Origin of the sequence: Duganella sp. Dugasp56 (assembly GCF_047304105.1) — a bacterium.
GTDB classification, from domain to species: Bacteria; Pseudomonadota; Gammaproteobacteria; order Burkholderiales; family Burkholderiaceae_D; genus Rugamonas; species Rugamonas hordei.
Genome location: NZ_JBGLYQ010000006.1, coordinates 41887 through 63360 on the forward strand (window position 1 = coordinate 41887; position 21474 = coordinate 63360).

Sequence of the window (21474 nt, forward strand, 5' to 3'; positions counted from 1 at the left end):
TATGAAGAACACGGTAAAACTGCTGGCGCTGGCCGCCGCGATGACGGTAGCCTCGGCTGCATCCGCACAACAAACCCAGGGCACCTGGCTGGGCACGCTGGGCGTCAACAAGATCACCCCTAAAGTCGACTCGGGCGACGTTTCGGCGCCGGCGCTGCCAGGCACCAAGACCGACGTCGGTTCGGATACCAAGCCGCGCTTTGCGGTTGCCTACATGGTGACCGACAACATCTCGGCCGAACTGGATCTGGGTCTGCCGTACAAGCACGAGCTGGAGGGCGCCGGCGCCATTCAGGGCACGGGCAAGCTGGCCACGGCCGAAGTGCTGCCGCCGACCGCCTTTATCCAGTACCGCTTCCTGCCGGCCAACTCGATGTTCCGTCCGTACGTGGGCCTGGGCATCACCTACGCCATGTTCCAGAAGGAGCGTGGTTCGGGCCAGCTGACCTCGATCCTGAACACCGGCGGCCCTGGCGCAACCTTCAAGCTCGATGACAAGTGGGCGGCCAGCTACCAGATCGGCGGCACGTTGAAGATCAACGAGAAGTGGTTCATCGACGCTTCGGTCATCAAGACCAAGCTGAAAACCACCGCGCATTACTCGACCGGTCAGACCCAGGACGTGCGCCTGGATCCGCTGGCGGTCAACGTCAGCATCGGCTATGCCTTCAAGGGCTTCTAGAAAGCGGCCGCACAATGAGAAACCGCTGCCTCGGCAGCGGTTTTTTTTTAGCTTTACTGGAAGGCCTGGATGCCGGTCTGGGCCCGGCCCAGGATCAGCGCATGGATGTCATGCGTGCCTTCGTAGGTATTGACCACTTCCAGGTTCACCATGTGGCGGATGATGCCGAACTCGTCCGAGATGCCGTTGCCGCCCAGCATATCGCGCGCCACGCGGGCGACGTCCAGCGACTTGCCGCAGGAGTTGCGCTTCATCATCGAGGTGATTTCCACCGCCGCCGTGCCGGCATCCTTCATGCGGCCCAGCTGCAGGCAGCCCTGCAGGCCCAGCGTGATTTCGGTCTGCATGTCGGCCAGCTTCTTCTGCACCAGCTGGTTGGCGGCCAGCGGACGGCCGAACTGCGAGCGGTCCAGCACGTACTGGCGCGCCGTGTGCCAGCAGTCTTCCGCCGCGCCCAGCGCGCCCCAGGCGATGCCGTAGCGCGCCGAGTTCAAGCAGGTGAACGGACCCTTCAGGCCGCGCACGTCCGGGAAGGCGTTCTCTTCCGGGCAGAACACATTGTCCATGACGATCTCGCCGGTCACCGAGGCGCGCAGGCCGAACTTGCCGTGGATCGCGGGCGCGCTCAGGCCGGCCATGCCTTTTTCCAGCACGAAGCCGCGGATCGCGCCTTCATCGTCCTTGGCCCAGACCACGAACACGTCGGCCACCGGCGAATTGGTGATCCACATCTTGGAACCGGTCAGCGCGTAGCCGCCCGCCACCTTCTTGGCGCGGGTGATCATCGAGCCGGGATCGGAGCCGTGGTTGGGCTCGGTCAGGCCGAAGCAGCCGATCCACTCGCCGGTGGCCAGTTTCGGCAGGTATTTCTGTTTCTGTTCCTCGGTGCCGAATTCGTAGATGGGCACCATCACCAGCGACGACTGCACGCTCATCATCGAGCGGTAGCCGGAATCGACGCGCTCGACTTCACGCGCGATCAGGCCGTAGGACACGTAGTTCAGGCCGGGACCGCCGTACTGTTCCGGGATGGTCGGGCCGAGCAGGCCCAGTTCGCCCATTTCGCGGAAGATGGAGGTGTCCATTTGCTCGTGGCGGAACGCTTCGAGGATGCGCGGCTGCAGCTTGTCCTGGCAATAGGCGGCGGCGGCGTCGCGCACCATGCGCTCGTCGTCGGTCAGTTGCTGGTCCAGCAGGAGGGGATCATCCCAGTGGAATTGGGCGCGGGCTTGGCTCATGGTGGTCTCTCATTGTGGTGTATGCTGCCCAGCATTCTATGCCGTCACACGGGGGCCGGCTTTTCAAATGGCGACACCAATTTCCGTTTTTAGCCCAGACTGCAGAATTGCCCGCCGTGGAAAATCAGCGGCGGCGCCGGCGTGACCGCGCACAGCTCGACCTCGCCGACGAAAATGACGTGGTCGCCCTCGGGATAGCGGCTGCGGTTGTGGCATTCGAACCAGGCCGACGAGCCTTTCAGGATCGGCTGGCCGGTGCGCGACAGTTCGTATTCCACGCTGTCCCACGGATTGACGCCGCGCGTGGAAAACAGCTTGGCCAGGTGCGCCTGGCCGGCCGACAGCACATTGATGACGTAATGCGAGTTGCCGGTGAAGATGGGCATGCTGTTGGCCGAGGTGGCCAGGCTCCACAGCACCAGCGGCGGATCCAGCGATACCGAATTGAAGGAACTCGCCGTCAGGCCACGGAAAGTGCCGTCCGCCAACCGCGTCGTGATGACGGTGACGCCGGTGGCGAACTGCCCCAGGGCCTGGCGGAAATGGGGGGTATCGAAGGAGCGCTGTTGGGCGCGGGGAGAACGTGTGTGCATGGTTGGCCTGTATATTTCTGACATTATGCCAAAGTTTGCCCCGCGATAGCGTATTGCCCCGGTTTGCGTTACAGTCACTCATGGACAGAACCGGGCAGTCTTCTACGCAGGGGGAGTGATGACAATCGAAACCGCGATACTGGGCGGAGGCTGTTTCTGGTGCATCGAGGCGGTGTATCTGGAAGTGAAGGGCGTTACCCACGTTGAGTCCGGCTACACGGGCGGCCATCAGCCCAACCCGACCTACGAGCAAGTCTGCGCCGGCGACACCGGCCATGCCGAAGTGGTGAAACTGGACTTTGATCCGGCCGTCGTCAGCTATCGCGACCTGCTGGAAATCTTCTTCACCATCCACGACCCGACCACCCTGAACCGCCAGGGCAACGACGTCGGCACCCAGTACCGCTCGGTGATCTACCACCAGTCGCCGCAGCAGGAAGCCACGGCGCGCCAGGTGATCGCCGAAATGGCGGGAGTGTGGGACGCGCCCATCGTCACCGAACTGTCGCCGGCCCAGCCCTACTACAAGGCCGAGGACTATCACCAGGACTACTTCCGCCAGCATCCGCTGCAGGGCTATTGCGCCTTCGTGGTGGCGCCCAAGGTGGCCAAGTTCAAGAAGACGTACACGCATCGCTTGAAATAATAAGAACGACTAAGCCCGGAGGCATGCATGAAGGTGGTACTGGTCGACGACACCCATATCAACCTGGTGCTGATGTCGCGGCTGGTCGATAAACTGCAGGACGTCAGCACGATGTCGTTCCAGTCGGCGCGCGAGGCGCTGGCCTGGTGCAACGCCAACCCCTACGATCTGCTGATCGTCGATTACATGATGCCGGACATGAACGGGCTGGAGCTGATCGCCGCGCTGGCCGCGCCGCCGGACCAGCGCCCGCCGGTGCTGATGGTGACCGCCAGCGTCGACGTCGACGTGCGCCACCGCGCGCTGGAAAACGGCGCCAGCGATTTCCTCATCAAACCGATCGACAAGGTCGAGTTCCTGGCCCGCACCCGCAACATGCTGGCGCTGCGCAGCGCCACCTTGAGCCTGCAGCACCGCGCCAGCTGGCTGGCGGACGAGGTCAGCAAGGCCACCGCCGAGCTGCGCGCGCGCGAGCAGGAAACCATCATGCTGCTGTGCCGCGCCTCCGAGTACCGCGATCCCGAGACCGGCGCCCACATCCAGCGCATGGCCCACTATTCGAAGCTGATCGCCGGCCAGCTGGGCCTGTCCGCAGAACAGCAGGACGACATCCTCAACGCCGCGCCCATGCACGACATCGGCAAGGTCGGCACGCCGGACCACATCCTGCTCAAGCCGGGCCGCCTGAACGACGAGGAAATGGTGGTGATGCGCCAGCACGCCGGCATCGGCTACAACATCCTCAAGGATTGCCAGGCGCGCATGCTGCAGCTGGCGGCCGAGATCGCGCTGACCCACCACGAGCGCTGGGACGGCAACGGCTACCCGCGCGGCCTGGCCGGCGAGGCCATTCCGCTGGTGGGCCGCATCGTCGCCGTGGCCGACGTGTTCGACGCGCTGACCAGCGTGCGGCCGTACAAGCAAGCCTGGAGCATGGAGGACGCCCGCCGTCACTTGTTGGACAACTGCAACACGCATTTCGACCGGCGCTGCGTCGACGCCTTGCTGGCGCGCTGGGACGACGTGCAGCACATCCGCGCCCGTTTCCGCGACGAACCCGACCAGGCTGGCGATGCCACAGTCGCCACCGCCTAGCTGGCCGGCGCCGGCGCTGCGCCGCGACAGCCTGATCGGGCCGATACGGCAGGCGTTCGGCCTGGGCGACGAGGCCGCGCTGGAACGGCTGCTGATCACCTTGGCCGAACTGGAGACCGAGTCCACCCAGCTGCGCCTGGCCAACTCGCTGCTGCGCAAGGAAAACCGCCAGCAGCGCGGCAACGTCGGCACCTGGCGCGACAAGACCGCGGCCAAGCTGGCCGGCCTGCAGCGCGACCTGCACGCCGACCTGACCACGCCGACCGAATCCGCGGCCGACCGGGCCGCGCGCGACCAGCAGGAGCTGACCGAGCAGATCCTCGACCAGCTGCCTATCCCCGTCTTCCTCAAGGACCGCGCCGGCCGCTTCCTGCGCTTCAACAGCCGCTTCGAGGAATTCACGCAGCGCTCGCGGGCGGAAATCCTCGGCCGCACCATCGGCGACTTCGCCTCGCCGCGCTGGGCCGCCGCCACCTTGCGCGAGGACGAACAGGCGTGGAGCAGCGGCCGGCTGGTCACCAGCGAACGGCGCATGACCAGCGTCGACCCGCCGATCGACGTGCTGGTCAGCCGCAAGGTGATCAACAGCGGCGGGCTGTCCTATATGCTCGGCTATTTCATCGACATCAGCGAGCAGCGCGCCGCCCGCGCCGCCATGCAGCACGCGGTGGAATCGGCCGAGGCGGCCAGCCGCGCCAAGAGCGAATTCCTGGCCAATATGAGCCATGAAATCCGCACGCCGATGAACGGCATCCTCGGCATGACCGAGCTGGTGCTGGAGTCCGGACTCAACGCCGAGCAGCGCGCCGACCTGGGGCTGGTCAAGGCCTCGGCCGACGCCCTGCTGCACATCGTCGACGACATCCTCGACTTTTCCAAGATCGAGGCGGGCAAGCTGGAGATCGAGGAAGTGCCGTTCGACCTGCACCAGCTGGTGGGCGACACGCTGCGCGCGATGGGCTTGCGCGCCCGGCAGAAAGGGCTGGCGCTGGCCGGCGAGCTGGCGCCGGAACTGCCGCGCATCATGAAGGGCGATCCGGGGCGGCTGCGCCAGGTGCTGCTGAACCTGGTCGGCAACGCCATCAAGTTCACCGAACACGGCGGCGTGACGGTGGCGCTGGGCGCCGGTCCCGAGCACGACGGCCGCAGCGACATCACGTTTGCCGTGCGCGACACCGGCATCGGCGTGCCGGCCGAAAAGCAGCACATGATCTTCGAGGCGTTTGCCCAGGTCGACGGTTCCACCACGCGCCAGTACGGCGGCACCGGCCTGGGATTGGCGATCTGCCGCCGGCTGGTGATCCTGATGCAGGGACGGATAGACGTCAGCAGCGAACCGGGGCGGGGCAGCGTGTTCAGCTTTACCGTGCCGCTGCAGCACACCGGGGTGACGCAGGCGGCGCCGCTGCCGCCGCTGCCGGTGCAGGCCCCGGGCGCGAACATGGGGCCCAGCGTGCTGACCGCCGAGGGCGACGCATTGCCTTCATACTCGCCGGCGTCGGCGGCCACCACTGCGCCCGCGCTCGGCGGCCTGCGCGTGCTGCTGGCCGAAGACAATCCGGTCAACCAGCGGCTGGCGATGCGGCTGCTGGAAAAGCTGGGCCACCGCGTCACCCTGGTCGACAACGGCCTGGCCGTGCTCGACAGCGCGGTGCACGGCGGCTTCGACGTGATCCTGATGGACGTGCAGATGCCGGCCCTGGACGGCCTGGCGGCCACGCGCCAGATCCGCCTGCGCGAGCTGGCGCAGGGCGGCCATGTGCCGATCATCGCGATGACCGCGCGCGCCATGGCCGGCGACCGCGAGCGCTGCATGGAGGCGGGCATGGACGACTACCTGTCCAAGCCGGTCGACAGCCAGCAGCTGCGCGAAATGCTGCAGCGCTATCAGCCCGACAGCGGCCATCAGTTGCTGGACTGGCGCGGCGCGCTGCAGCGGCTGGACGGCGATACCGAACTGCTGCTGGAACTGGCCGCGCTGTTCCTGCAGGACGGCCCGCAGCTGTGGCAGGAACTGGGCGCGGCGCTGGCGTCGGGCGAGACCGAACGCAGCACGCGCGCCGTGCACAGCCTCAAGGGCGTGCTGGTCAACTTCGGCGCCGCGCGCGCGGTGGCGCTGGCCGAGCAGCTGTCGGCGGCGTTGCATGCCGGCCAGCCGTGGCAATCGGCCGCCGTGCGCCTGGAGTCGGCGCTGGAGCAGGTCTACGAGGCGCTGAAGGCCTTGATCGCCGGCGGCGTCGACGCCACGGCCGCGCCGCCATCGTCCTGAAGCAGCGCGAACGCCGGCAGGCCGTCGCCGCCGAGCGCGTAGTTCCCGGCGCCGGTGCCATTGCTCGTATTGTCCGCCGCCGACGGATACATATGCTTGCGCGACCAGGGCAGCGTGCCGCTGCGTTGCGCCGCCTTGCGGCCGACGATCTGGTACAGGCTGATCCAGTCCTGCTCGAAGGCATAGCTGCAGCCGGCCAGGTAGACGTGCCAGATCCGATAGCGCTTGTCGCCCGCCAGCGCCCGCGCGCGCTCGGCCCCGGCCTCGAAATTGTCGGTCCAGATCGCGCAGGTGCGGGCGTAGTGGCGGCGCAGGTTCTCCACGTCGAACACTTCCAGCCCCCCTTGCTGCATGGTCTTGAGCACGTTGCCGACGTGCGCCAGTTCGCCGTGCGGGAACACGTATTTTTCAATGAACTCGCCGCCGCCGTACGGCGTCTCGCCGTTGTCCGGATCGGTGGTGGTGATGCCGTGGTTCATCACCACGCCGTCCGGCGCCAGCAGCCTGTTGATGGCCGCGAAATACTCGGGCAGGTGCTTGACGCCGACGTGCTCGAACATGCCGACGCTGGTGATGCGGTCGAACTGGCCGCGCACGTCGCGGTAGTCCTGCAGGCGGATCTCGACCAGGTGTTCCAGCCCGGCGCGCCGCACCCGCTCCTTGGCCAGCGCGAACTGGTTTTCGGACAGCGTGACGCCGACGCAGCGCGCCTTGTACTGCTGCGCCGCGCGTATCACCAGCGCGCCCCAGCCGCAGCCGATGTCGAGCAGCGTCTGGTTGGGCTTGAGCTCGATCTTGCGCAGGATGTGGTCGATCTTCTTGACCTGGGCCACGGCCAGGTCCTCGTCGCCGTTCTCGAAATAGGCGCAGGAATACACCATGTTGGGATCGAGGAACTGCGCGTAGAACTCGTTGGACACGTCGTAGTGGTAGCGGATCGCCTCCGCGTCCTTCTGCTTGCTGTGGGCCATGCCGCGCACGATGCGGGCGAACTTGCCCTCGGCCTTGAGCGTGGTGCGCGCCAGCGCGTTGACGATGGCGATCATGTCGTGCGCGCGGCCCTTGACCTCGATCGCGCCTTCGACATAGGCGGCGCCGAGGTTGGACAGCGACGGCGTCAGCAGGTAGCGCGCCGCCGACACATTGGGCAGCCGTATCGTCACGCGCGGCGGCTGGTCGGAGAAATCGACATGCTGGCCGTTCCACAGTTCGATGCGCAGCGGCAGCGCGATTTGCTGGCGGATGCCCGAGATCCAGGTGCTGAGTCGGTTCTGTACAAACAAGATAACCTCCGAGTTCAGAAACAAAAAGACCATCGCAAGCGATGGCCTGGTGTCCCGCCCGGCGCGCCGGTGCTACGGCTGCAAGCGTTCCTTCACCCAGCTTCCATCTGCCTGTTTGACGTACACGATCCGGTCATGGAAACGCGAACGGCGTCCCTGCCAGAACTCGATGCGCACCGGATCGAGGCGGTAGCCGCCCCAGTGTTCCGGCCGCACCGGATGTTCGCCGCCGACCGCGGCGGCGGCATCGTAATTGGCTTCCATCTGTTCCCGGTTGGCGATCCGCGCGCTCTGCTGCGATGCGATCGCGGCGATCTGGCTTTTCACCGGCCGGCTGTAAAAATACTTGTCGCTCTCTTCGGCGGAGGTGCGCTCCACCTTGCCTTCTATCCGCACCTGGCGTTCCAACTCGCTCCAAAAGAATAACAGCGCGGCGTGCGGATTGGCGCGCAGTTGCCGGCCTTTCTGGCTCTCGTAATTGGTGTACCAGGTGAAGCCGCGCTGGTCGTACTGCTTGATCAGCACAATGCGCGAACTGGGCTTGCCGTCCGCACCCACCGTCGCCACGCTCATCGCGTTCGGTTCATTGACCTGGGCGCGCAGGGCTTCTTCAAACCACTTGCCGAACTGGGCGATCGGATCGTCCAGCACATCGTGTTCCGTCAAACTGGCGCGGCCGTAATCGAGGCGCAGGTCCGCCAGCACCACGCCGTCGGCCACCGTGTTGGCCACCGCCACCTGTTGCTGCTCCGGCACCTGGCTTTGCGGCAGGGCCGGGGCGATGCCGCGCCGCACCTGCATCGCGCTGCCCAGCTGGGCCATCTGCTCCGGGCTGAACAGGCGCTTGGCCATCGGCGCGACGTGCGTTTCTTCCTTGGTCATATGGGCCGCGTAGGCGTCGCAGAAACGCTGGACATCCTGCGCCGACAAGGCGGTACTTTGCCCATTTGCAATTTGATCAAGTTGTGAATTAATTATATGCCAGTCTTGGTCCATTTGCTGGTGGTCGGCCAAAATGCCGGGCACCAGCTCGGCCAGCAGCGCGGCGTCGGCGCCGCGCGCGGTGGCCTGCAGCATCGGCACCAGGTTTTGCTCCTCGTCGTCGTGGTGCAGGTGGGCCGCCTTGTTGAAATATTTCTGCACCGCTTGCGCGGCCTTTTGCGCCTCGGCGTCGGCGCCGTGCTTGGGCAAATACGCCAGCAGCTTCTGCAGCGTTTCCAGCTGCTGGCGTATCTTGTCGTGGCAATGTTTCAAGACTGCTATCGGCTGGCTGAAATCGGGGGCGGTGTCAAACAAGGTACTCATGGGATGGGCGCTCTGGCTAAGGTAGAAAGTCATTCTAAAATAATTTTTGTTGCAGCGTCCGTTAAAATGTCGGCTATGAACTCCATCGCCCCCACCCAATTCGACGATATCGACTTCGAGCGCCGCTTCGGCGGCATCGCCCGCCTCTATGGCGAGCGCGCGCTGGCGCGCTTCCGCGGCGCCCACGTGTGCGTGGTCGGCACCGGCGGCGTCGGCTCCTGGATCGTCGAGGCGCTGGCGCGCAGCGCCATCGGCCAGCTGACCTTGATTGATCTGGACAACGTCGCCGAGTCCAACATCAACCGCCAGATCCAGGCCCTGAGCGGCACCGTCGGCCAGGCCAAGATCGGCGCGCTGGCCGAGCGCATCGCCCAGATCAATCCGTTCTGCGTGGTCAACCAGATCGAGGACTTCGTCACGCCGGACAACCTGGAGCAGATGCTGGGCGCGGGCAGGTACGACTACGTGGTCGACGCCATCGACAGCGTCAAGGCCAAGGCGGCGATGATCGCCTGGTGCCGTCAGCACGCGCTGCCGATGATCATCATCGGCAGCGCCGGCGGCCAGACCGATCCGACCCAGATCGCCGTGCGCGACCTGGCGCGCACCGAGCAGGAACCGCTGCTGAAAAAAGTGCGCAAGGTGCTGCGCAGCCAGTACGGCTATCCGCGCGGCGAAAAGACCAAGTTCCACGTCGACGCGGTGTTCTCGATGGAGCCGCTGAAGTTCCCGGAAACGGGCGAGGCGTGCGCGGTGGACGGCGACGAGCGCGCCGGCGGGGTCACCGGTTTGAACTGCGCCGGCTTCGGCTCGGCGATGGTGGTCACCGCCACCTTCGGCATGGTGGCCGCCAGCCAGGTGCTGCTCAAGCTGGCCGAGAGCGTGCAACCGGCGGTACCGGCCGCCGCGACGATGTAAGTTTTATCCAGTTCGCGATACAGGTTTGCTATCATAGCCCGCTGTCCCAGACCCATCGAAAGAAAACCATATGATGCGTAGTTCCGTATTCGTTGCACTGTGCGCGCTGGCGGCCTCCGTGGCCCAGGCGCAAACCCCGGCCGCGCCGGCCACCGCCGCCGATGCGCCGCCACCGCCGCTGGTGGTCGGCTCGGCCACGCCGGGCCCGGCCGCCGAGCAGCTGATCGTCACCGACACCAAGGTCGGCACCGGCAAGGAAGCGACCACCGGCGCCACCGTCTACATGCACTACTCGGGCTGGCTGTATCGTCCGCTGGCGAAAGGCATGCACGGCAAGCTGTTCGACTCGTCGATCCCGCGCGGCGAGCCGCTGGACTTCGTGCTGGGCGCCGGCCGCGTCATCAAGGGCTGGGACCAGGGCATCCAGGGCATGAAGGTGGGCGGCAAGCGCACCTTGATCATCCCGTCGGAACTGGCTTACGGCTCGCGCCCGTCGCCGGGCAGCGGCATCCCGCCGAATTCCGCGCTGATCTTCGACGTGGAGCTGATGGACGTCAAATAAAGGCGTAGACTGGAACCTCCGTCCCACCCCGGAGGTTCTGATGAAGATAGCCAACGACGTAACCGAATTGATCGGCCGTACCCCGCTGGTACGGCTGAACCGGCTGGCCAAGGGCAGCACCGCCCAGGTACTGGCCAAGCTGGAATACTGCAACCCGGCCCACAGCGTGAAAGACCGCATCGGCCTGTCCATGATCGAAGCGGCCGAAGCGGCCGGCCAGATCCGTCCCGACACCATCATCCTCGAACCGACCAGCGGCAACACCGGCATCGCGCTGGCGATGGTCTGCGCCGCGCGCGGCTACCGCTGCACCTTGGTCATGCCGGACACCATGAGCCGCGAACGGCGCCTGCTGCTGCGCGCCTACGGCGCTGAACTGATACTGACGCCGGGCAGCGAAGGCATGCTGGGCGCGATCCGCAAGGCCGAGGAGCTGGCCGAGGGCGACCGCCGCTACCTGATGCCGCAGCAGTTCAACAATCCCGCCAATCCCGACGTGCATCGCCGCACGACGGCCGAGGAAATCTGGGCCGATACCGACGGCCGCGCCGACATCCTGGTGGCCGGCGTCGGCACCGGCGGCACGATCACCGGCGTGGGCGAGGTGATCAAGGCGCGCAAGCCGGAATTCCGCTGCATCGCGGTGGAACCGGAGGCGTCGCCGATGCTGGCCAAGGGCACCAAGGGTCCGCACCCGATCCAGGGCATAGGCGCCGGCTTCGTGCCGGCGGTGCTGAACACCAAGGTCTACGATGAAATCATCGGCGTGAAAAACGAGGATGCGTTCGAGACCGCGCGCCTGGCAGCCAGCCAGGAAGGGCTGCTGGTGGGGATCTCTTCCGGCGCCGCGCTGTGGGCCGCGCTGCAGGTGGCGCGGCGGCCGGAGAGCGCGGGCAAGATCATCGTGGTGATCATCCCGTCCTTTGGCGAGCGCTATCTGAGCACGCCGCTGTACGCCAACCTGGCGGACTAACCGCTTAGCTTAGTGCGGCGCCGGCTGCAGGCAGCATTCCTGCGCGCCGGTGCCGAGGCGGATCTGCAGCGTGCTGTGCTGGATCGAGAATTCCTCGCGCAGCTGGCGGCTGATGGCGTCGATGGCGCCGTCGCCGGGGTGGCCGGCCGGCGTGACCAGTTGCGCCGTCAGCGCCGTCTCGGTGGTGCTCATGGCCCAGATGTGCACGTCGCACACCTCGCTCACCTCGGGCTGGCTGCGCAGGAAGGCTTCGATCTCGGCGCGGTCCACATTGTCCGGCACGGCGGCCAGCATCATGCGCATGGCCTGCTTCAACAGCGACCAGGTGCTGTAGGCGATGAAGGCGACGATGGCCATGCTGACCAGCGGGTCCAGCCAGTTCCAGCCGGAATAGCGGACGATGACGCCGGCCACCAGCACGCCCAGCGAGATGGCGGCGTCGGCGGCCATGTGCAGGTAGGCGCCGCGGATGTTGATGTCGTCCTTGCTGCCGGACATGAACAGCCAGGCCGAGAAACCGTTGACCAGGATGCCGACGCCGGCCACCACCGACACCGTCAGGCCGGCCACCGGTTCCGGATGCACCAGCTGCTGCACGGCTTCCCAGGCGATGCCGCCGCAGGCCGCCATCAGCAGCATCGAATTGAACAGCGCGGCCAGCATCGAGGTGCTGCGCAGGCCGTAGGTATAGCGGCCGTTCGGCGTACGCCGGGCCAGGATGGCGGCGCCCCAGGCCAGCATCAGGCCCAGCACGTCCGACAGGTTGTGGCCGGCGTCGGCCATCAGCGCGGTGGAGTTGGCCAGGAAGCCGTAGAAGAACTCGATCGCCACGAACACGGTGTTGAGCACGATGGCGATGGCGAAGGCGCGGCCCATGGTGTTCGGGTCGCCGTGGTGGTGGCCGTGGCTGTGGTCGTGCCCATGATCGTGGCTGTGCGCCTTGGCCTTGGCCGGCGCGTGGCCATGGTCGTGGTCATGATGATCGTGGTCGTGATGGTCGTGGTGCTGGCTCATGCTTCGTTCCCGTTGGAAGGTTCGGCGATATGTTCGAGCATATCGTTGAGGACGCCGCTGATATGGGCGTCGGCTGCGGAGTAGAAAACCTGCTTGCCCTGGCGCTCGGACTTGACGATGCGCGCCGCGCGCAGCAGGCGCAAGTGGTGGCTGACCAGGGAGCTGCTCAGTTCAAGGGAGGAGGCGATGTCGCTGACGGCGATCGGCGCCGCCACGCAGGCAAGCACGATGCGCAGGCGCGTCGGATCGCCCAGCAGGTGGAACAGATCGGCCAGCTGGGCAATCGCGGGATCGCAGACGGTATAGTCGTGTTGGCAACTCATAATGCTAACAAGTGAATAGGTATTCACATGTTAGCAGAAAATGCCGGCGTCAGGGTAGTACGGTCACAACAGCCTTGCCCGTTCCCGTGCCGGACTCCAGGTATTCATGGGCGCCGACGATGTCTTCGAAGGAAAATACCCGCGCCGGCCTTGCCCGGTAGTGGCCCTGTTCCACCCGCTCGACGATTTGCTGCAGGGGCACCCGGTCCAGCTCGAATCCCGGCGAGCCGAAGGCGAAGCTGCCGAAAAAGCTCAGCTGCACCCGCGGCGGCAGATGTTGCAGCGGCAGGAAGCCGGCCAGCGGCCCGAGGCCGCCGAGGAAGCCTGCCTGGCAGACGCGGCCGGGCCGGGCCGCGAGGGCCAGCGAATCGAGCAGCGTGGTGTTGCCCACCAGGTCCAGCACCGCGTCGACGCCGCCGGGAGCGATGGCGCGCACGGCGGCGGCCAGGCTGGGCTGTTCCTCGATGACGTGGCGGGCGCCGTTGTCTTTCAACAGGGTCTCGAGCGCAGCCGGACGGCGCGTGGTGGCGATCACCTGCGCGCCCGCGTGGGCCGCGATATTGGTCGCGGCCTGGCCCAGCGCGGAGCTGGCGCCGCGTACCAGCAGGGTTTGCCCGGGACGCAATTCCAGGTTGTCGTGCAAGCAGGCCCAGGCGGTTGCATACGATTCCGGTATCGCGGCCAGATCGGCCCACGGCAGCGACGAGCGCAGCGGCACCACATTGCCGGCCGGGACGCACGCATATTCCGCGTAGCTGCCGTTGATGGTGCGCCCCATGCCGCCCATGATGGCGGCCACGGTGTCGCCTTCACGCAGCCCGGTTCCCGGCGCCGCGGCCACGATGCCGACGCACTCGATGCCCGGCACCCTGGCGACTTCGCCCCACAAGCCCTGGCGCATATAGGTTTCCGCGCGGTTCAGGCCGAACGCCTGGACGCGGATCAGCACCTGGCCGGGAGCGGGCACCGGTGTGGGCAGCTGCACCGGCTGCAACTGGTCGGGACCGCCGAACTGGGCGATTTGTATGGCACGCATGAGGTTCTCCTGAAAGTGGTCGAGCCACGACTGTATGGGAAAACATATTCGGATAAAATTGGAAAATCTTGTCAATCTCTGTAGGATTTATGAACTCTGTTGGATTCACCCTGCATGAACTGGCATGCTTCCTGGCGGTCGCCGAACTGGGCAGCTTTCAAAAGGCCGCGACCCGGCTGCACCGCTCCCATCCCAGCGTGTTTGCCGCCGTCGCCAGCCTCGAGCGCCAACTGGGGCTGGCGCTGTTCGACCGCAGCGGCTACCGGGTCGCCGTCTCCGCCGCCGGCGAGGCCTTCCTGGACCGGGCCAGGCAGATGCTGGACAGCGCCAGGCAGATGGAAACGCAGGCTCGGCAGATCGCCATGGGGGAGGAAGTCAGGCTGGCGGTGGTGATCGGCGACCTGTGCCCGCTGCCGGCGACCTTGCATTTGCTGCGGCGTTTTTTTGCGCAGTGCCCGGGGACCAGGCTGGACCTGCATTTCGAGGCCCTGTCAGGCCCGTGGGAGCGCCTGCAAAGCGGCGAGGCGGACTTGATCTTCCATCACCTCGAGCAGGCGGAGATGCGCTTCGACGCCAGGGGATGGCAGCGCGTCCGGCTGGTGCCGGTGGTGGCGCCCGATTTCCTGGATTTTCCGGTGCACGCCGGCATCACGCCGGAAATGATGCGGCCCTACGTGCAATGCGTGATACGCGACAGCGCGCGCAACGGCGCCCCGCGCGACTACTTCGTGGTGGACGGCGCCCGCCGCTGCACCGTCGCCGATCAGTTCATGAAGCGCGAGGTGATCCTGCAAGGGATGGGATGGGGGCATATGCCGCTGTACCTGGTGGAAGAGGATCTGGCGCAGGGGCGGCTGCTGTCGATGGCCGGCGACCATTTCCGCGAAAGCGAGCTGGAACTGGTCATCGCGCGCCGCCGCGATGTCGCCCACGGTCCGGTCGCCACCCGGCTGTGGGAGCACCTGGTGGCGCATCTGCCGTAGATCAGGAGTGCGTCAGGAATGCGGGGCGGGCGGCACGGATTTGGCCAGGTCGTTGCGCAGCGCCTGCAGGTTGCCGTCCAGGCTGCTGTAGGCGGTGATCATCTGGCTCAGCATGCGGAAAATCGCCTTCGGATCGCCGTCGCCCATGCGCACATCGCTGATCGTGTCCATCATGCCCGGGCCGTTGAGGAAATTGTTGCCGCCGCTGGCATTGATCATCTGCACGTCGCGCATGCCGGCATACAGGCCCGAATACCGTTCCAGCTCCTGCTGCGACATCCAGCTGACCGCCTGGCTGGCGACCGCCACTTCCCATGCCTCGCGCCGCAGCGCCGGGGTCAGCACGCTCAGGCCCAGCTTGTTCTTCAACTCCAGCTTGTCGATCAGCGCCTGGCTGCCGCCCTTGTCCTGGATGCCGGCCAGCAGCTGCGCGCGCAGCGCCTGCAGCTTGGTCAGCTCGGCGGTGTTGTGGGTCAGTACCTGGTCGAGTTCGCGGACATTGGCCTGGATCTCGGCGTCGATGCGGGTGCCGGCTTCATGCGCCAGGTGGCGGTGGTGCAGGGTTTGCACGCCATGCTCCAGCGCCAGCGCGGTGATGATGCTGATGACGATCATCAGGTACTCGCCGCCGAATTCCTTGAAAGAGCTGGCCTTGGGGACTTCAAAGTGCATGTGTCTTCCTTATTTTTGCAGCTCGGCCTGGAGCTGGGTGCGGACTTTCGGGTCCAGTTTCTGGATCGCCTTGTTCAGCTTGTCGGCGTTTTGCAGGGCCAGGGTTTGCTCCGGCGTCAGCGCCTGCGCCTGGATGACGGCGGCCGGCGGCGGCGCGGGCTTGAAGAAGGCGGCCTGGCCGCCCAGCACCAGCAGCGCGCTCAGCACCGAGACGCCGGCGGCGGCCGCCAGCAGGCGCAGTTCGCGCGGCGTGATGGCCGGGGACTGGGTGGCGATCGGGCGTACCGCGCCGGCGGCGGGCGCCGGCGCGTAGGCCGACGGCGTGGCGGGCGGCTCCGCGGCGGCGGCCGGCTCGTTGGTGGCGTCCAGCACCGCCGCCTTGTGGCTGCCGGCCTGCAGCGGCGCCAGCCCGCCGGCCAGGCGCGCCTGCTGCGCCAGCTCCAGCGAGGCGGCGTCGATCAGCGCGACGTGGCGCTCGACCGCTTCCTCCAGCACCGCTTCGTTCAAGGCCACCAGCGCGAACACCGGATCGTCGATGTCGATCCTGACGCCGGTTTTTTCAAAGACCAGACTGCGCAGCTTCTGCTGATCCATGGCGGCTTACCACTCCACTTTGTCGAGTTGCTCGAACAGGTCGCGGAACACCACCTTGATGCGCTGCTTTTCCATGACGTTGAACTTGTCGCTTTCCTTGACCTCGTTGGCGGTCAGGCGCGCCGTGTTCATCTTCTTGATGTCGGCGCCGAAGGTGTCGGCGTTGCGCGCCGACAGCACGATGCGCCCCTTGACGCGCGACGAGTTGTCGGCGTAGGTCTGCGATTCGGTGAACTGCTTGCCGGAGGCCGACTGCAGCAGGCCGAAGTGCTCGTTTTCCCACAGCACCAGCGGCACATTGGTCGACTTGGCCGTCGACACGAAGCCCATCGCCGTGTCGTGCAGGGTGTCGCCGCCGCCGACGATGGTGTGGATGTAGACCTTGCGCCCCGATTCCTGCAGCAGCGAGAAGCAGTCGTTCTCGATCAGGTAGCCCATCAGCGGGGAGAAGGTGTTGGCGCCGTTGTCGATGACGCAGTTGCCGTCCTCTTCCAGGATGTCGATCATCAGCGCGTCGAAACGCTTGGGGTCGATGTTGCGGCTGTCCGTCATCACCGGCACATGCTTGACGTCCATCGCCTTGTAGCGCGAGAAGGTCGCGTTCTCCTGGTCGGTGTCGTAGCAGCGCAGCGGCTGGTCGCCTTCGCCGACATCCTTGCTGGCGATCCATTGCGCGAGGATGGTCGAGACCAGCGTCTTGCCGATGCCGCCTTTGCCCTGGAGAATAAAATGTACCGTGTTTTGCATCAATTACTCCTGAAACGCTTGAATGCGTCGAGAGTAATTGTTTTGTGGCGGGATGGCAACCGCCACGCTGACTTCCGGACTCAGTTGATGAAGCGGAGCAGTCCCTGCAGCGCGTGGATCACGGTTTGCTCGCGCACCGCCTTGCGGTCGCCGCTGAACACCAGCCGCTCCGTGTGCACGGTGTCGGCGTTGGCCCAGCCGAAGCAGACGGTGCCGACCGGCTTGCCCGGCACGGCGCCGGTCGGGCCTGCGATGCCGGTGGTCGAGACCGCCAGGTGGGCGTTGCTGGAGCCGAGCGCGCCGCTGGCCATGGCGGCCGCCACTTCCTCGGACACGCTGCCCATCTGCGCGATCAGCGCGGCCGACACGTCCAGCAGTTCGGTCTTGGAGGCGTTGGAATAGGCGATGAAGCCGCAATCGAACCAGGCGGTCGAGCCGGCGATTTCGGTGATGGCCTGCGCCACCCCGCCGCCGGTGCACGATTCGGCGGTGGCCAGGATCAGGCCCTTCTGCTGCAGGGCCTTGCCGACCTGCGCGGCCAGCTCGAGTATGGTGTTCGTGGAATCCATGGAATTCTCCTTCTGATGCGGCAATCTGGGGGCGTGCTGCCACTGTACCATGCAGTTCGCAATCGTTGCCAGTGGCGTACTGGAGGTTTATCAACGGTTTGCCGGAATCGCAACATCCCAGAAAACATTAGACCGGCGAATTGAAGTTGCGTACACTCAAATGATTGTGCGGTAGCCTCTGCCCAAACAACGCAGATGTGCGCCGACCACACGGAGGCGCATCCCATGATCAGCCAGACCGACATCTTTCACGCCCGCATCCTGATCGTCGACGATCAGCCCGTGAACGTGGAATTACTGGAATTCCTGCTGCACTCGACCGGCTACACGGCCGTCAGCTCGACCACCGATCCGCACGTCGTCGCCGACTGGCACGCCGAACACCGATACGACCTGATCATCCTCGACATGCAGATGCCCGGCATGAACGGCTTCGACGTGATGGAGGCGCTCAAGCCGCTGGAGGCGGGCTCCTGGCTGCCGGTGCTGGTGGTCACGGCCCAGCCCGATCACAAGCTCAAGGCGCTCGAGGCGGGTGCGCGCGATTTCATCAGCAAGCCCTTCGATCCGGTCGAGGTGCTCACCCGCATCCGCAACATGCTGGAGGTGCGGCTGCTGCACGGCGAGTCGCGCAACTACAGCGTCCGGCTGGAGCAGACCGTGCGCGAACGCACCGCCGAGCTGCAGCGCTTCCGCAGCGCGATGGACGCCACCGCCGACGCCATTTTCCTGCTCGACCCGGCCAGCGCCGAGGTGGTCGACGCCAACGACGGCGCCAGCCGCATGCTGGCCTATCCGCGCTCCGAACTGCTGGGCCAGAGCGTCAGCCGCCTCGGCCTGGGCACGCCGTCCGTGATCCGCGAGCGGGCCGCGCAGTTGGCCGCGCAACTGGTCAATGCCACGGCCGCCGGCGGCCCGCCGCGCGCGCCCGAGCTGATCGAGCTGGAGCTGATGCGGCGCGACCTGGTCGCGGTGCCGGTGGAACTCTACTGGCAGCTGCTGCAGCGGCCCGAGCAGCCGGCCGTGTTGCTGGGCGTGGCGCGCGACATCAGCGAGCGGCGCCAGGCCGAGGAACTGCTGCTGCACATGGCGCATTACGACAGCCTGACCGGCCTGCCCAACCGCACGCTGTTTTTCCAGACGCTGGCCGACGCCATCGCCCTGGCGCGCGACAAGAACTGGCGCGTCGTGGTGCTGTTCATCGCGCTGGACCGCTTCAAGAACGTCAACGATTCGCTGGGGCCGCTGCAGGGCGACGAGCTGCTGCGCCAGTTCAGCAACCGGCTGGTGCAGTGCGTGCGCCTGCGCGACACCGTCGGCCGCATGGGCGGCGACGAGTTCGCGCTGATCCTGACCATGACGCGCGACCAGCAGGACGCCGTCCACACCGCCAACGAAGTGCGCGAGGCGCTGCGCCTGCCGTTCGACCTGGACGGCCATCCGGCCGTGCTCAGCGCCAGCATCGGCATCGCCATGTATCCGGACGACGCCACCGATCCCGAGACGCTGATCAAATATGCCGACACCGCGATGGAGCGCGCCAAGCAGGCCGGCCGCGACGGCTACCGCTTCTTCACCGCCGGCATGAACGTGCAGGTGCTGGCGCGGCTGGACATGGAGCAGGCGCTGCGCCGGGCGCTCGACAACAACGAGCTGCTGCTGCATTACCAGCCCAAGGTCAACCTGAACACCGGCGCCATCGCCGGCGCCGAGGCGCTGCTGCGCTGGCAGCGGCCGGGCTTCGGCATGGTGTTCCCGGCCGACTTCGTGCCGGTGCTCGAGGATACCGGCCTGATCGTGCGGGTCGGCGCCTGGATCATCGACAGCGCCTGCCGCCAGATCAGCGCCTGGAACCGCGGCGGCATCGGGCCGGTGCGGGTGGCCGTCAACGTCGCCAGCCGGCAGTTCGTCGAGGGCGACCTGGAGCAGGTGGTGCGCGATGCGCTGGCGCGGCACCAGGTGGCGCCCGAGCTGCTGGAACTGGAGCTGACCGAGACCGCGCTGATGTCCAACGCCGAGCGCACCATCACCGTGCTGGGCAACCTGAAGGCGCTCGGCATCAAGGTGGCGATCGACGATTTCGGCACCGGCTATTCGTCGCTGGCCTATCTGCAGCGCTTCCCGATCGACAAGCTGAAGATCGATATCGCCTTCGTGCGCGACATCACCACCAACCCCAACGACGCGGCCATCGCGCAGGCCATCATCAGCATGGCGCACAGCCTGAAGCTGCGGGTGATCGCCGAAGGGGTGGAGACGCGCGCCCAGCTGGAGTATCTGCGGCGCAGCCGCTGCGACGAGATCCAGGGCTATTTCTTCAGCCGGCCGGTGCCGGCGGCCGAGATGGCCGCCATGATGGTCGCCGGCCGCAGCCTGCCGCCGCCGCCGGGCGATGCGGCCCAGCCGGCGCAGACCCTGCTGATCGTCGACGACGACGTCAACGTGCTGGCCTCGCTGCACCGGCTGTTCCGCCGCGACGGCTACCAGATCCTGACGGCGGCCACGCCGGGCGAGGGTTTCGAGTTGCTGGCGCTGCACGCGGTGCAGGTGATCGTCTGCGACCAGCGCATGCCGGGCATGAGCGGCACCGAGTTCCTCGGCAAGGTCAAGGAGATGTATCCGGAGACGATACGCATCGTGCTGTCCGGCTACACGGGGCTGGAGGCGGTGCTTGATTCGATCAACCGCGGCGCCATCTACCGCTTCTACACCAAGCCGTGGGATGACACCCAGCTGCGCGACAACATCCGCCTGGCCTTCCACCATTACTGGCTGATGCACGGCAGCGGCCGGCGCGCCGGCCAGCCGGACGAGGACGTGACCTCGCTTCAGGAAGCGAAGTGATCGAAGCCGTGTAGTGGCAGGTCGAGCGCGGCGCCGGCGGCGTCCACCAGGCGCAGGCCGGCCTGCGCGTCGATGCTGCCGACGCGGGTGACCGGCGTCGCCACGCTGGCCGCCGCCGCCAGGATGGCCGCGCGCGCCGAGGCCGGCGCGGTGAAGCACAGCTCGTAGTCATCGCCGCCGGCGGCGGTGTAGGCGCGCCGCAGCGCCGTCTCGCGCGTGGCCAGCACGGCGCCGGCCGGCAGCGCGTCCACATCCAGCGTGGCGCCCACCTGCGACCGTGTCAGGATGTGGCCGAGGTCGCCCACCAGGCCGTCCGAGATGTCGATGGCGGCGTGGGCCAGTCCCTGTTCGGCCAGCAGCATGCCCAGCTCGACGCGCGGCACCGGCGTGTGCATGCGCACCGAGGCCGCCTGCAGGCTGGCCGCGTCCAGCGGCTGCGCCAGTTCCAGCCGGTAGCCGGCCAGCGCCAGGCGGGCGTCGCCCAGCGTGCCGGAGATCCAGATATCGTCGCCGGCGCGGGCGGCGTCGCGGCGCAGGGCCCGGCCCGGCCGCAGTTCGCCGAACACGGTGATGCAGATGGTCAGCGGGCCTTTGGTGGTGTCGCCGCCTATCAGTTCGATGTTGAAGGCGTCGGCCAGCGCGAACAGGCCCCTGGCGTAGCCGGCCAGCCAGTCGGGCTCGGCCGACGGCAGCGCCAGCGCCAACGTGAAGCCGACGGGGCGCGCGCCCATCGCCGCCAGGTCCGACAGGTTGACCGCCAGCGACTTGTGGCCGAGGCGCTGCGCATCCTCGCCGGCAAAGAAGTGGCGGCCCTCGACCAGCATGTCCGACGAGATCGCCGTCTGCATGCCGGGCGTGGGGGTGAGCAGCGCGCAGTCGTCGCCGATGCCCAGCGTGGCGCGGGCCGGATGGTGGGGGCGCTGGAAGTATTCCTTGATGAGGTCGAATTCGGAGAGCATGCGGCATTGTACCGCCGCCGCGGCCGGCGCGCCGGGGCCGGACTTTGACGCAATATTGTCAATTTCAATCAATTTAATAATTTTAATAGTAAAATGTAATTAGTTAGGAAAATTGATTATGTTGCGGCGATTGATAGGTTAAAACGACAAAAATTCGGTCATCGGCGCC

The 21474-nt window shown here is 66.5% G+C and carries 21 protein-coding genes; 9 read left to right on the forward strand and 12 right to left on the reverse strand.

Annotation, left to right across the window (positions count from 1 at the left end; translation table 11 throughout):
• Position 1 precedes the first annotated feature (1 nt).
• The gene (locus ACCD07_RS05335) at positions 2-682 is read left to right on the forward strand and encodes an OmpW/AlkL family protein (RefSeq protein ID WP_413446728.1); all 681 of its coding nucleotides are present in this window, start codon (positions 2-4) and stop codon (positions 680-682) included.
• A gap of 53 nt (positions 683-735) precedes the next feature.
• Here ACCD07_RS05335 and ACCD07_RS05340 read toward each other — a convergent pair whose 3' ends face one another.
• Both ACCD07_RS05340 and ACCD07_RS05345 read right to left on the reverse strand, forming a co-directional pair.
• Positions 736-1920, reverse strand: a complete 1185-nt coding sequence (locus tag ACCD07_RS05340; RefSeq protein WP_353401185.1) for an acyl-CoA dehydrogenase — start codon at positions 1918-1920, stop codon at positions 736-738.
• A gap of 89 nt (positions 1921-2009) precedes the next feature.
• Positions 2010-2513, reverse strand: coding sequence for a flavin reductase family protein (locus tag ACCD07_RS05345; RefSeq protein ID WP_176652307.1), 504 nt, complete (start codon positions 2511-2513; stop codon positions 2010-2012).
• Positions 2514-2631: 118 nt separating this feature from the next.
• On the opposite strand from ACCD07_RS05345, the gene msrA reads away from it, so the two are divergent.
• The 3 genes from msrA to ACCD07_RS05360 are packed head-to-tail and all read left to right on the forward strand — an operon-like array spanning position 2632 to position 6523.
• A complete protein-coding gene (gene msrA, locus ACCD07_RS05350; protein WP_413446729.1) occupies positions 2632-3159 on the forward strand; it encodes a peptide-methionine (S)-S-oxide reductase MsrA in 528 nt (175 codons plus the stop codon).
• A 27-nt stretch (positions 3160-3186) separates the two neighbouring features.
• On the forward strand, positions 3187-4254 hold the full coding sequence (locus ACCD07_RS05355) for an HD domain-containing phosphohydrolase (protein WP_176652309.1): 1068 nt from the start codon (positions 3187-3189) through the stop codon (positions 4252-4254).
• Entirely contained in the window at positions 4232-6523 is a 2292-nt protein-coding gene (locus ACCD07_RS05360) for an ATP-binding protein (RefSeq protein ID WP_413446730.1), read from the forward strand. The genes ACCD07_RS05355 and ACCD07_RS05360 overlap by 23 nt, the downstream gene beginning before the upstream one ends.
• Here ACCD07_RS05360 and ACCD07_RS05365 read toward each other — a convergent pair.
• Together ACCD07_RS05365 and pdxH are read right to left on the reverse strand one after the other, a co-directional pair.
• Complete coding sequence (locus tag ACCD07_RS05365; protein ID WP_353401181.1) at positions 6457-7806, reverse strand: cyclopropane-fatty-acyl-phospholipid synthase family protein; 1350 nt, start codon at positions 7804-7806, stop codon at positions 6457-6459. The genes ACCD07_RS05360 and ACCD07_RS05365 overlap by 67 nt on opposite strands.
• A gap of 72 nt (positions 7807-7878) precedes the next feature.
• Positions 7879-9111, reverse strand: coding sequence for a pyridoxamine 5'-phosphate oxidase (gene pdxH / locus ACCD07_RS05370; protein ID WP_413446731.1), 1233 nt, complete (start codon positions 9109-9111; stop codon positions 7879-7881).
• A gap of 75 nt (positions 9112-9186) precedes the next feature.
• Between pdxH and tcdA the strand changes: the two genes are divergently transcribed.
• The 3 genes from tcdA (at position 9187) to cysK (ending at position 11564) form a co-directional block, all read left to right on the forward strand.
• Positions 9187-10029 carry a tRNA cyclic N6-threonylcarbamoyladenosine(37) synthase TcdA gene (tcdA, locus tag ACCD07_RS05375; protein WP_176652312.1) on the forward strand — a complete coding sequence of 281 codons (843 nt, stop codon included), beginning with the start codon at positions 9187-9189 and terminating at the stop codon, positions 10027-10029.
• Between the two features lie 70 nt (positions 10030-10099).
• Entirely contained in the window at positions 10100-10591 is a 492-nt protein-coding gene (locus ACCD07_RS05380; protein ID WP_413446732.1) for an FKBP-type peptidyl-prolyl cis-trans isomerase, read from the forward strand.
• Positions 10592-10631: 40 nt separating this feature from the next.
• Entirely contained in the window at positions 10632-11564 is a 933-nt protein-coding gene (gene cysK, locus ACCD07_RS05385) for a cysteine synthase A (RefSeq protein WP_353401175.1), read from the forward strand.
• Positions 11565-11573: 9 nt separating this feature from the next.
• Here the strand turns inward: cysK and ACCD07_RS05390 are convergent, their stop codons facing one another.
• The 3 genes from ACCD07_RS05390 to ACCD07_RS05400 are packed head-to-tail and all read right to left on the reverse strand — an operon-like array spanning position 11574 to position 13937.
• On the reverse strand, positions 11574-12578 hold the full coding sequence (locus tag ACCD07_RS05390; protein WP_353401173.1) for a cation diffusion facilitator family transporter: 1005 nt from the start codon (positions 12576-12578) through the stop codon (positions 11574-11576).
• Positions 12575-12901, reverse strand: a complete 327-nt coding sequence (locus ACCD07_RS05395) for an ArsR/SmtB family transcription factor (protein ID WP_176652316.1) — start codon at positions 12899-12901, stop codon at positions 12575-12577. Before ACCD07_RS05395 ends, ACCD07_RS05390 begins: the two co-directional genes overlap by 4 nt.
• Positions 12902-12950: 49 nt before the next feature.
• Positions 12951-13937, reverse strand: coding sequence for a zinc-binding dehydrogenase (locus ACCD07_RS05400; protein ID WP_353401171.1), 987 nt, complete (start codon positions 13935-13937; stop codon positions 12951-12953).
• An 89-nt stretch (positions 13938-14026) separates the two neighbouring features.
• Here ACCD07_RS05400 and ACCD07_RS05405 point away from each other — a divergent pair, with 89 nt between their 5' ends.
• Complete coding sequence (locus tag ACCD07_RS05405; RefSeq protein WP_353401169.1) at positions 14027-14920, forward strand: LysR family transcriptional regulator; 894 nt, start codon at positions 14027-14029, stop codon at positions 14918-14920.
• A 12-nt stretch (positions 14921-14932) separates the two neighbouring features.
• Here the strand turns inward: ACCD07_RS05405 and ACCD07_RS05410 are convergent, their stop codons facing one another.
• The 4 genes from ACCD07_RS05410 to ACCD07_RS05425 all read right to left on the reverse strand — a co-directional run bounded on the left by ACCD07_RS05410 (position 14933) and on the right by ACCD07_RS05425 (position 17502).
• Positions 14933-15592, reverse strand: a complete 660-nt coding sequence (locus tag ACCD07_RS05410; RefSeq protein WP_413446733.1) for a hypothetical protein — start codon at positions 15590-15592, stop codon at positions 14933-14935.
• Between the two features lie 9 nt (positions 15593-15601).
• Positions 15602-16186, reverse strand: a complete 585-nt coding sequence (locus ACCD07_RS05415; RefSeq protein ID WP_413446734.1) for a hypothetical protein — start codon at positions 16184-16186, stop codon at positions 15602-15604.
• 6 nt (positions 16187-16192) lie between these two features.
• Positions 16193-16933, reverse strand: coding sequence for a hypothetical protein (locus ACCD07_RS05420; RefSeq protein ID WP_176652321.1), 741 nt, complete (start codon positions 16931-16933; stop codon positions 16193-16195).
• Positions 16934-17013: 80 nt separating this feature from the next.
• Complete coding sequence (locus ACCD07_RS05425) at positions 17014-17502, reverse strand: CinA family protein (RefSeq protein WP_176652322.1); 489 nt, start codon at positions 17500-17502, stop codon at positions 17014-17016.
• Between the two features lie 225 nt (positions 17503-17727).
• Here ACCD07_RS05425 and ACCD07_RS05430 point away from each other — a divergent pair, with 225 nt between their 5' ends.
• Positions 17728-20346 carry an EAL domain-containing protein gene (locus ACCD07_RS05430; protein WP_353401163.1) on the forward strand — a complete coding sequence of 873 codons (2619 nt, stop codon included), beginning with the start codon at positions 17728-17730 and terminating at the stop codon, positions 20344-20346.
• On the opposite strand, the gene thiL is transcribed toward ACCD07_RS05430, so the two are convergent.
• Entirely contained in the window at positions 20331-21305 is a 975-nt protein-coding gene (gene thiL, locus ACCD07_RS05435) for a thiamine-phosphate kinase (RefSeq protein WP_353401161.1), read from the reverse strand. The two genes, ACCD07_RS05430 and thiL, sit on opposite strands and share 16 nt — an antisense overlap.
• Positions 21306-21474: the final 169 nt, after the last annotated feature.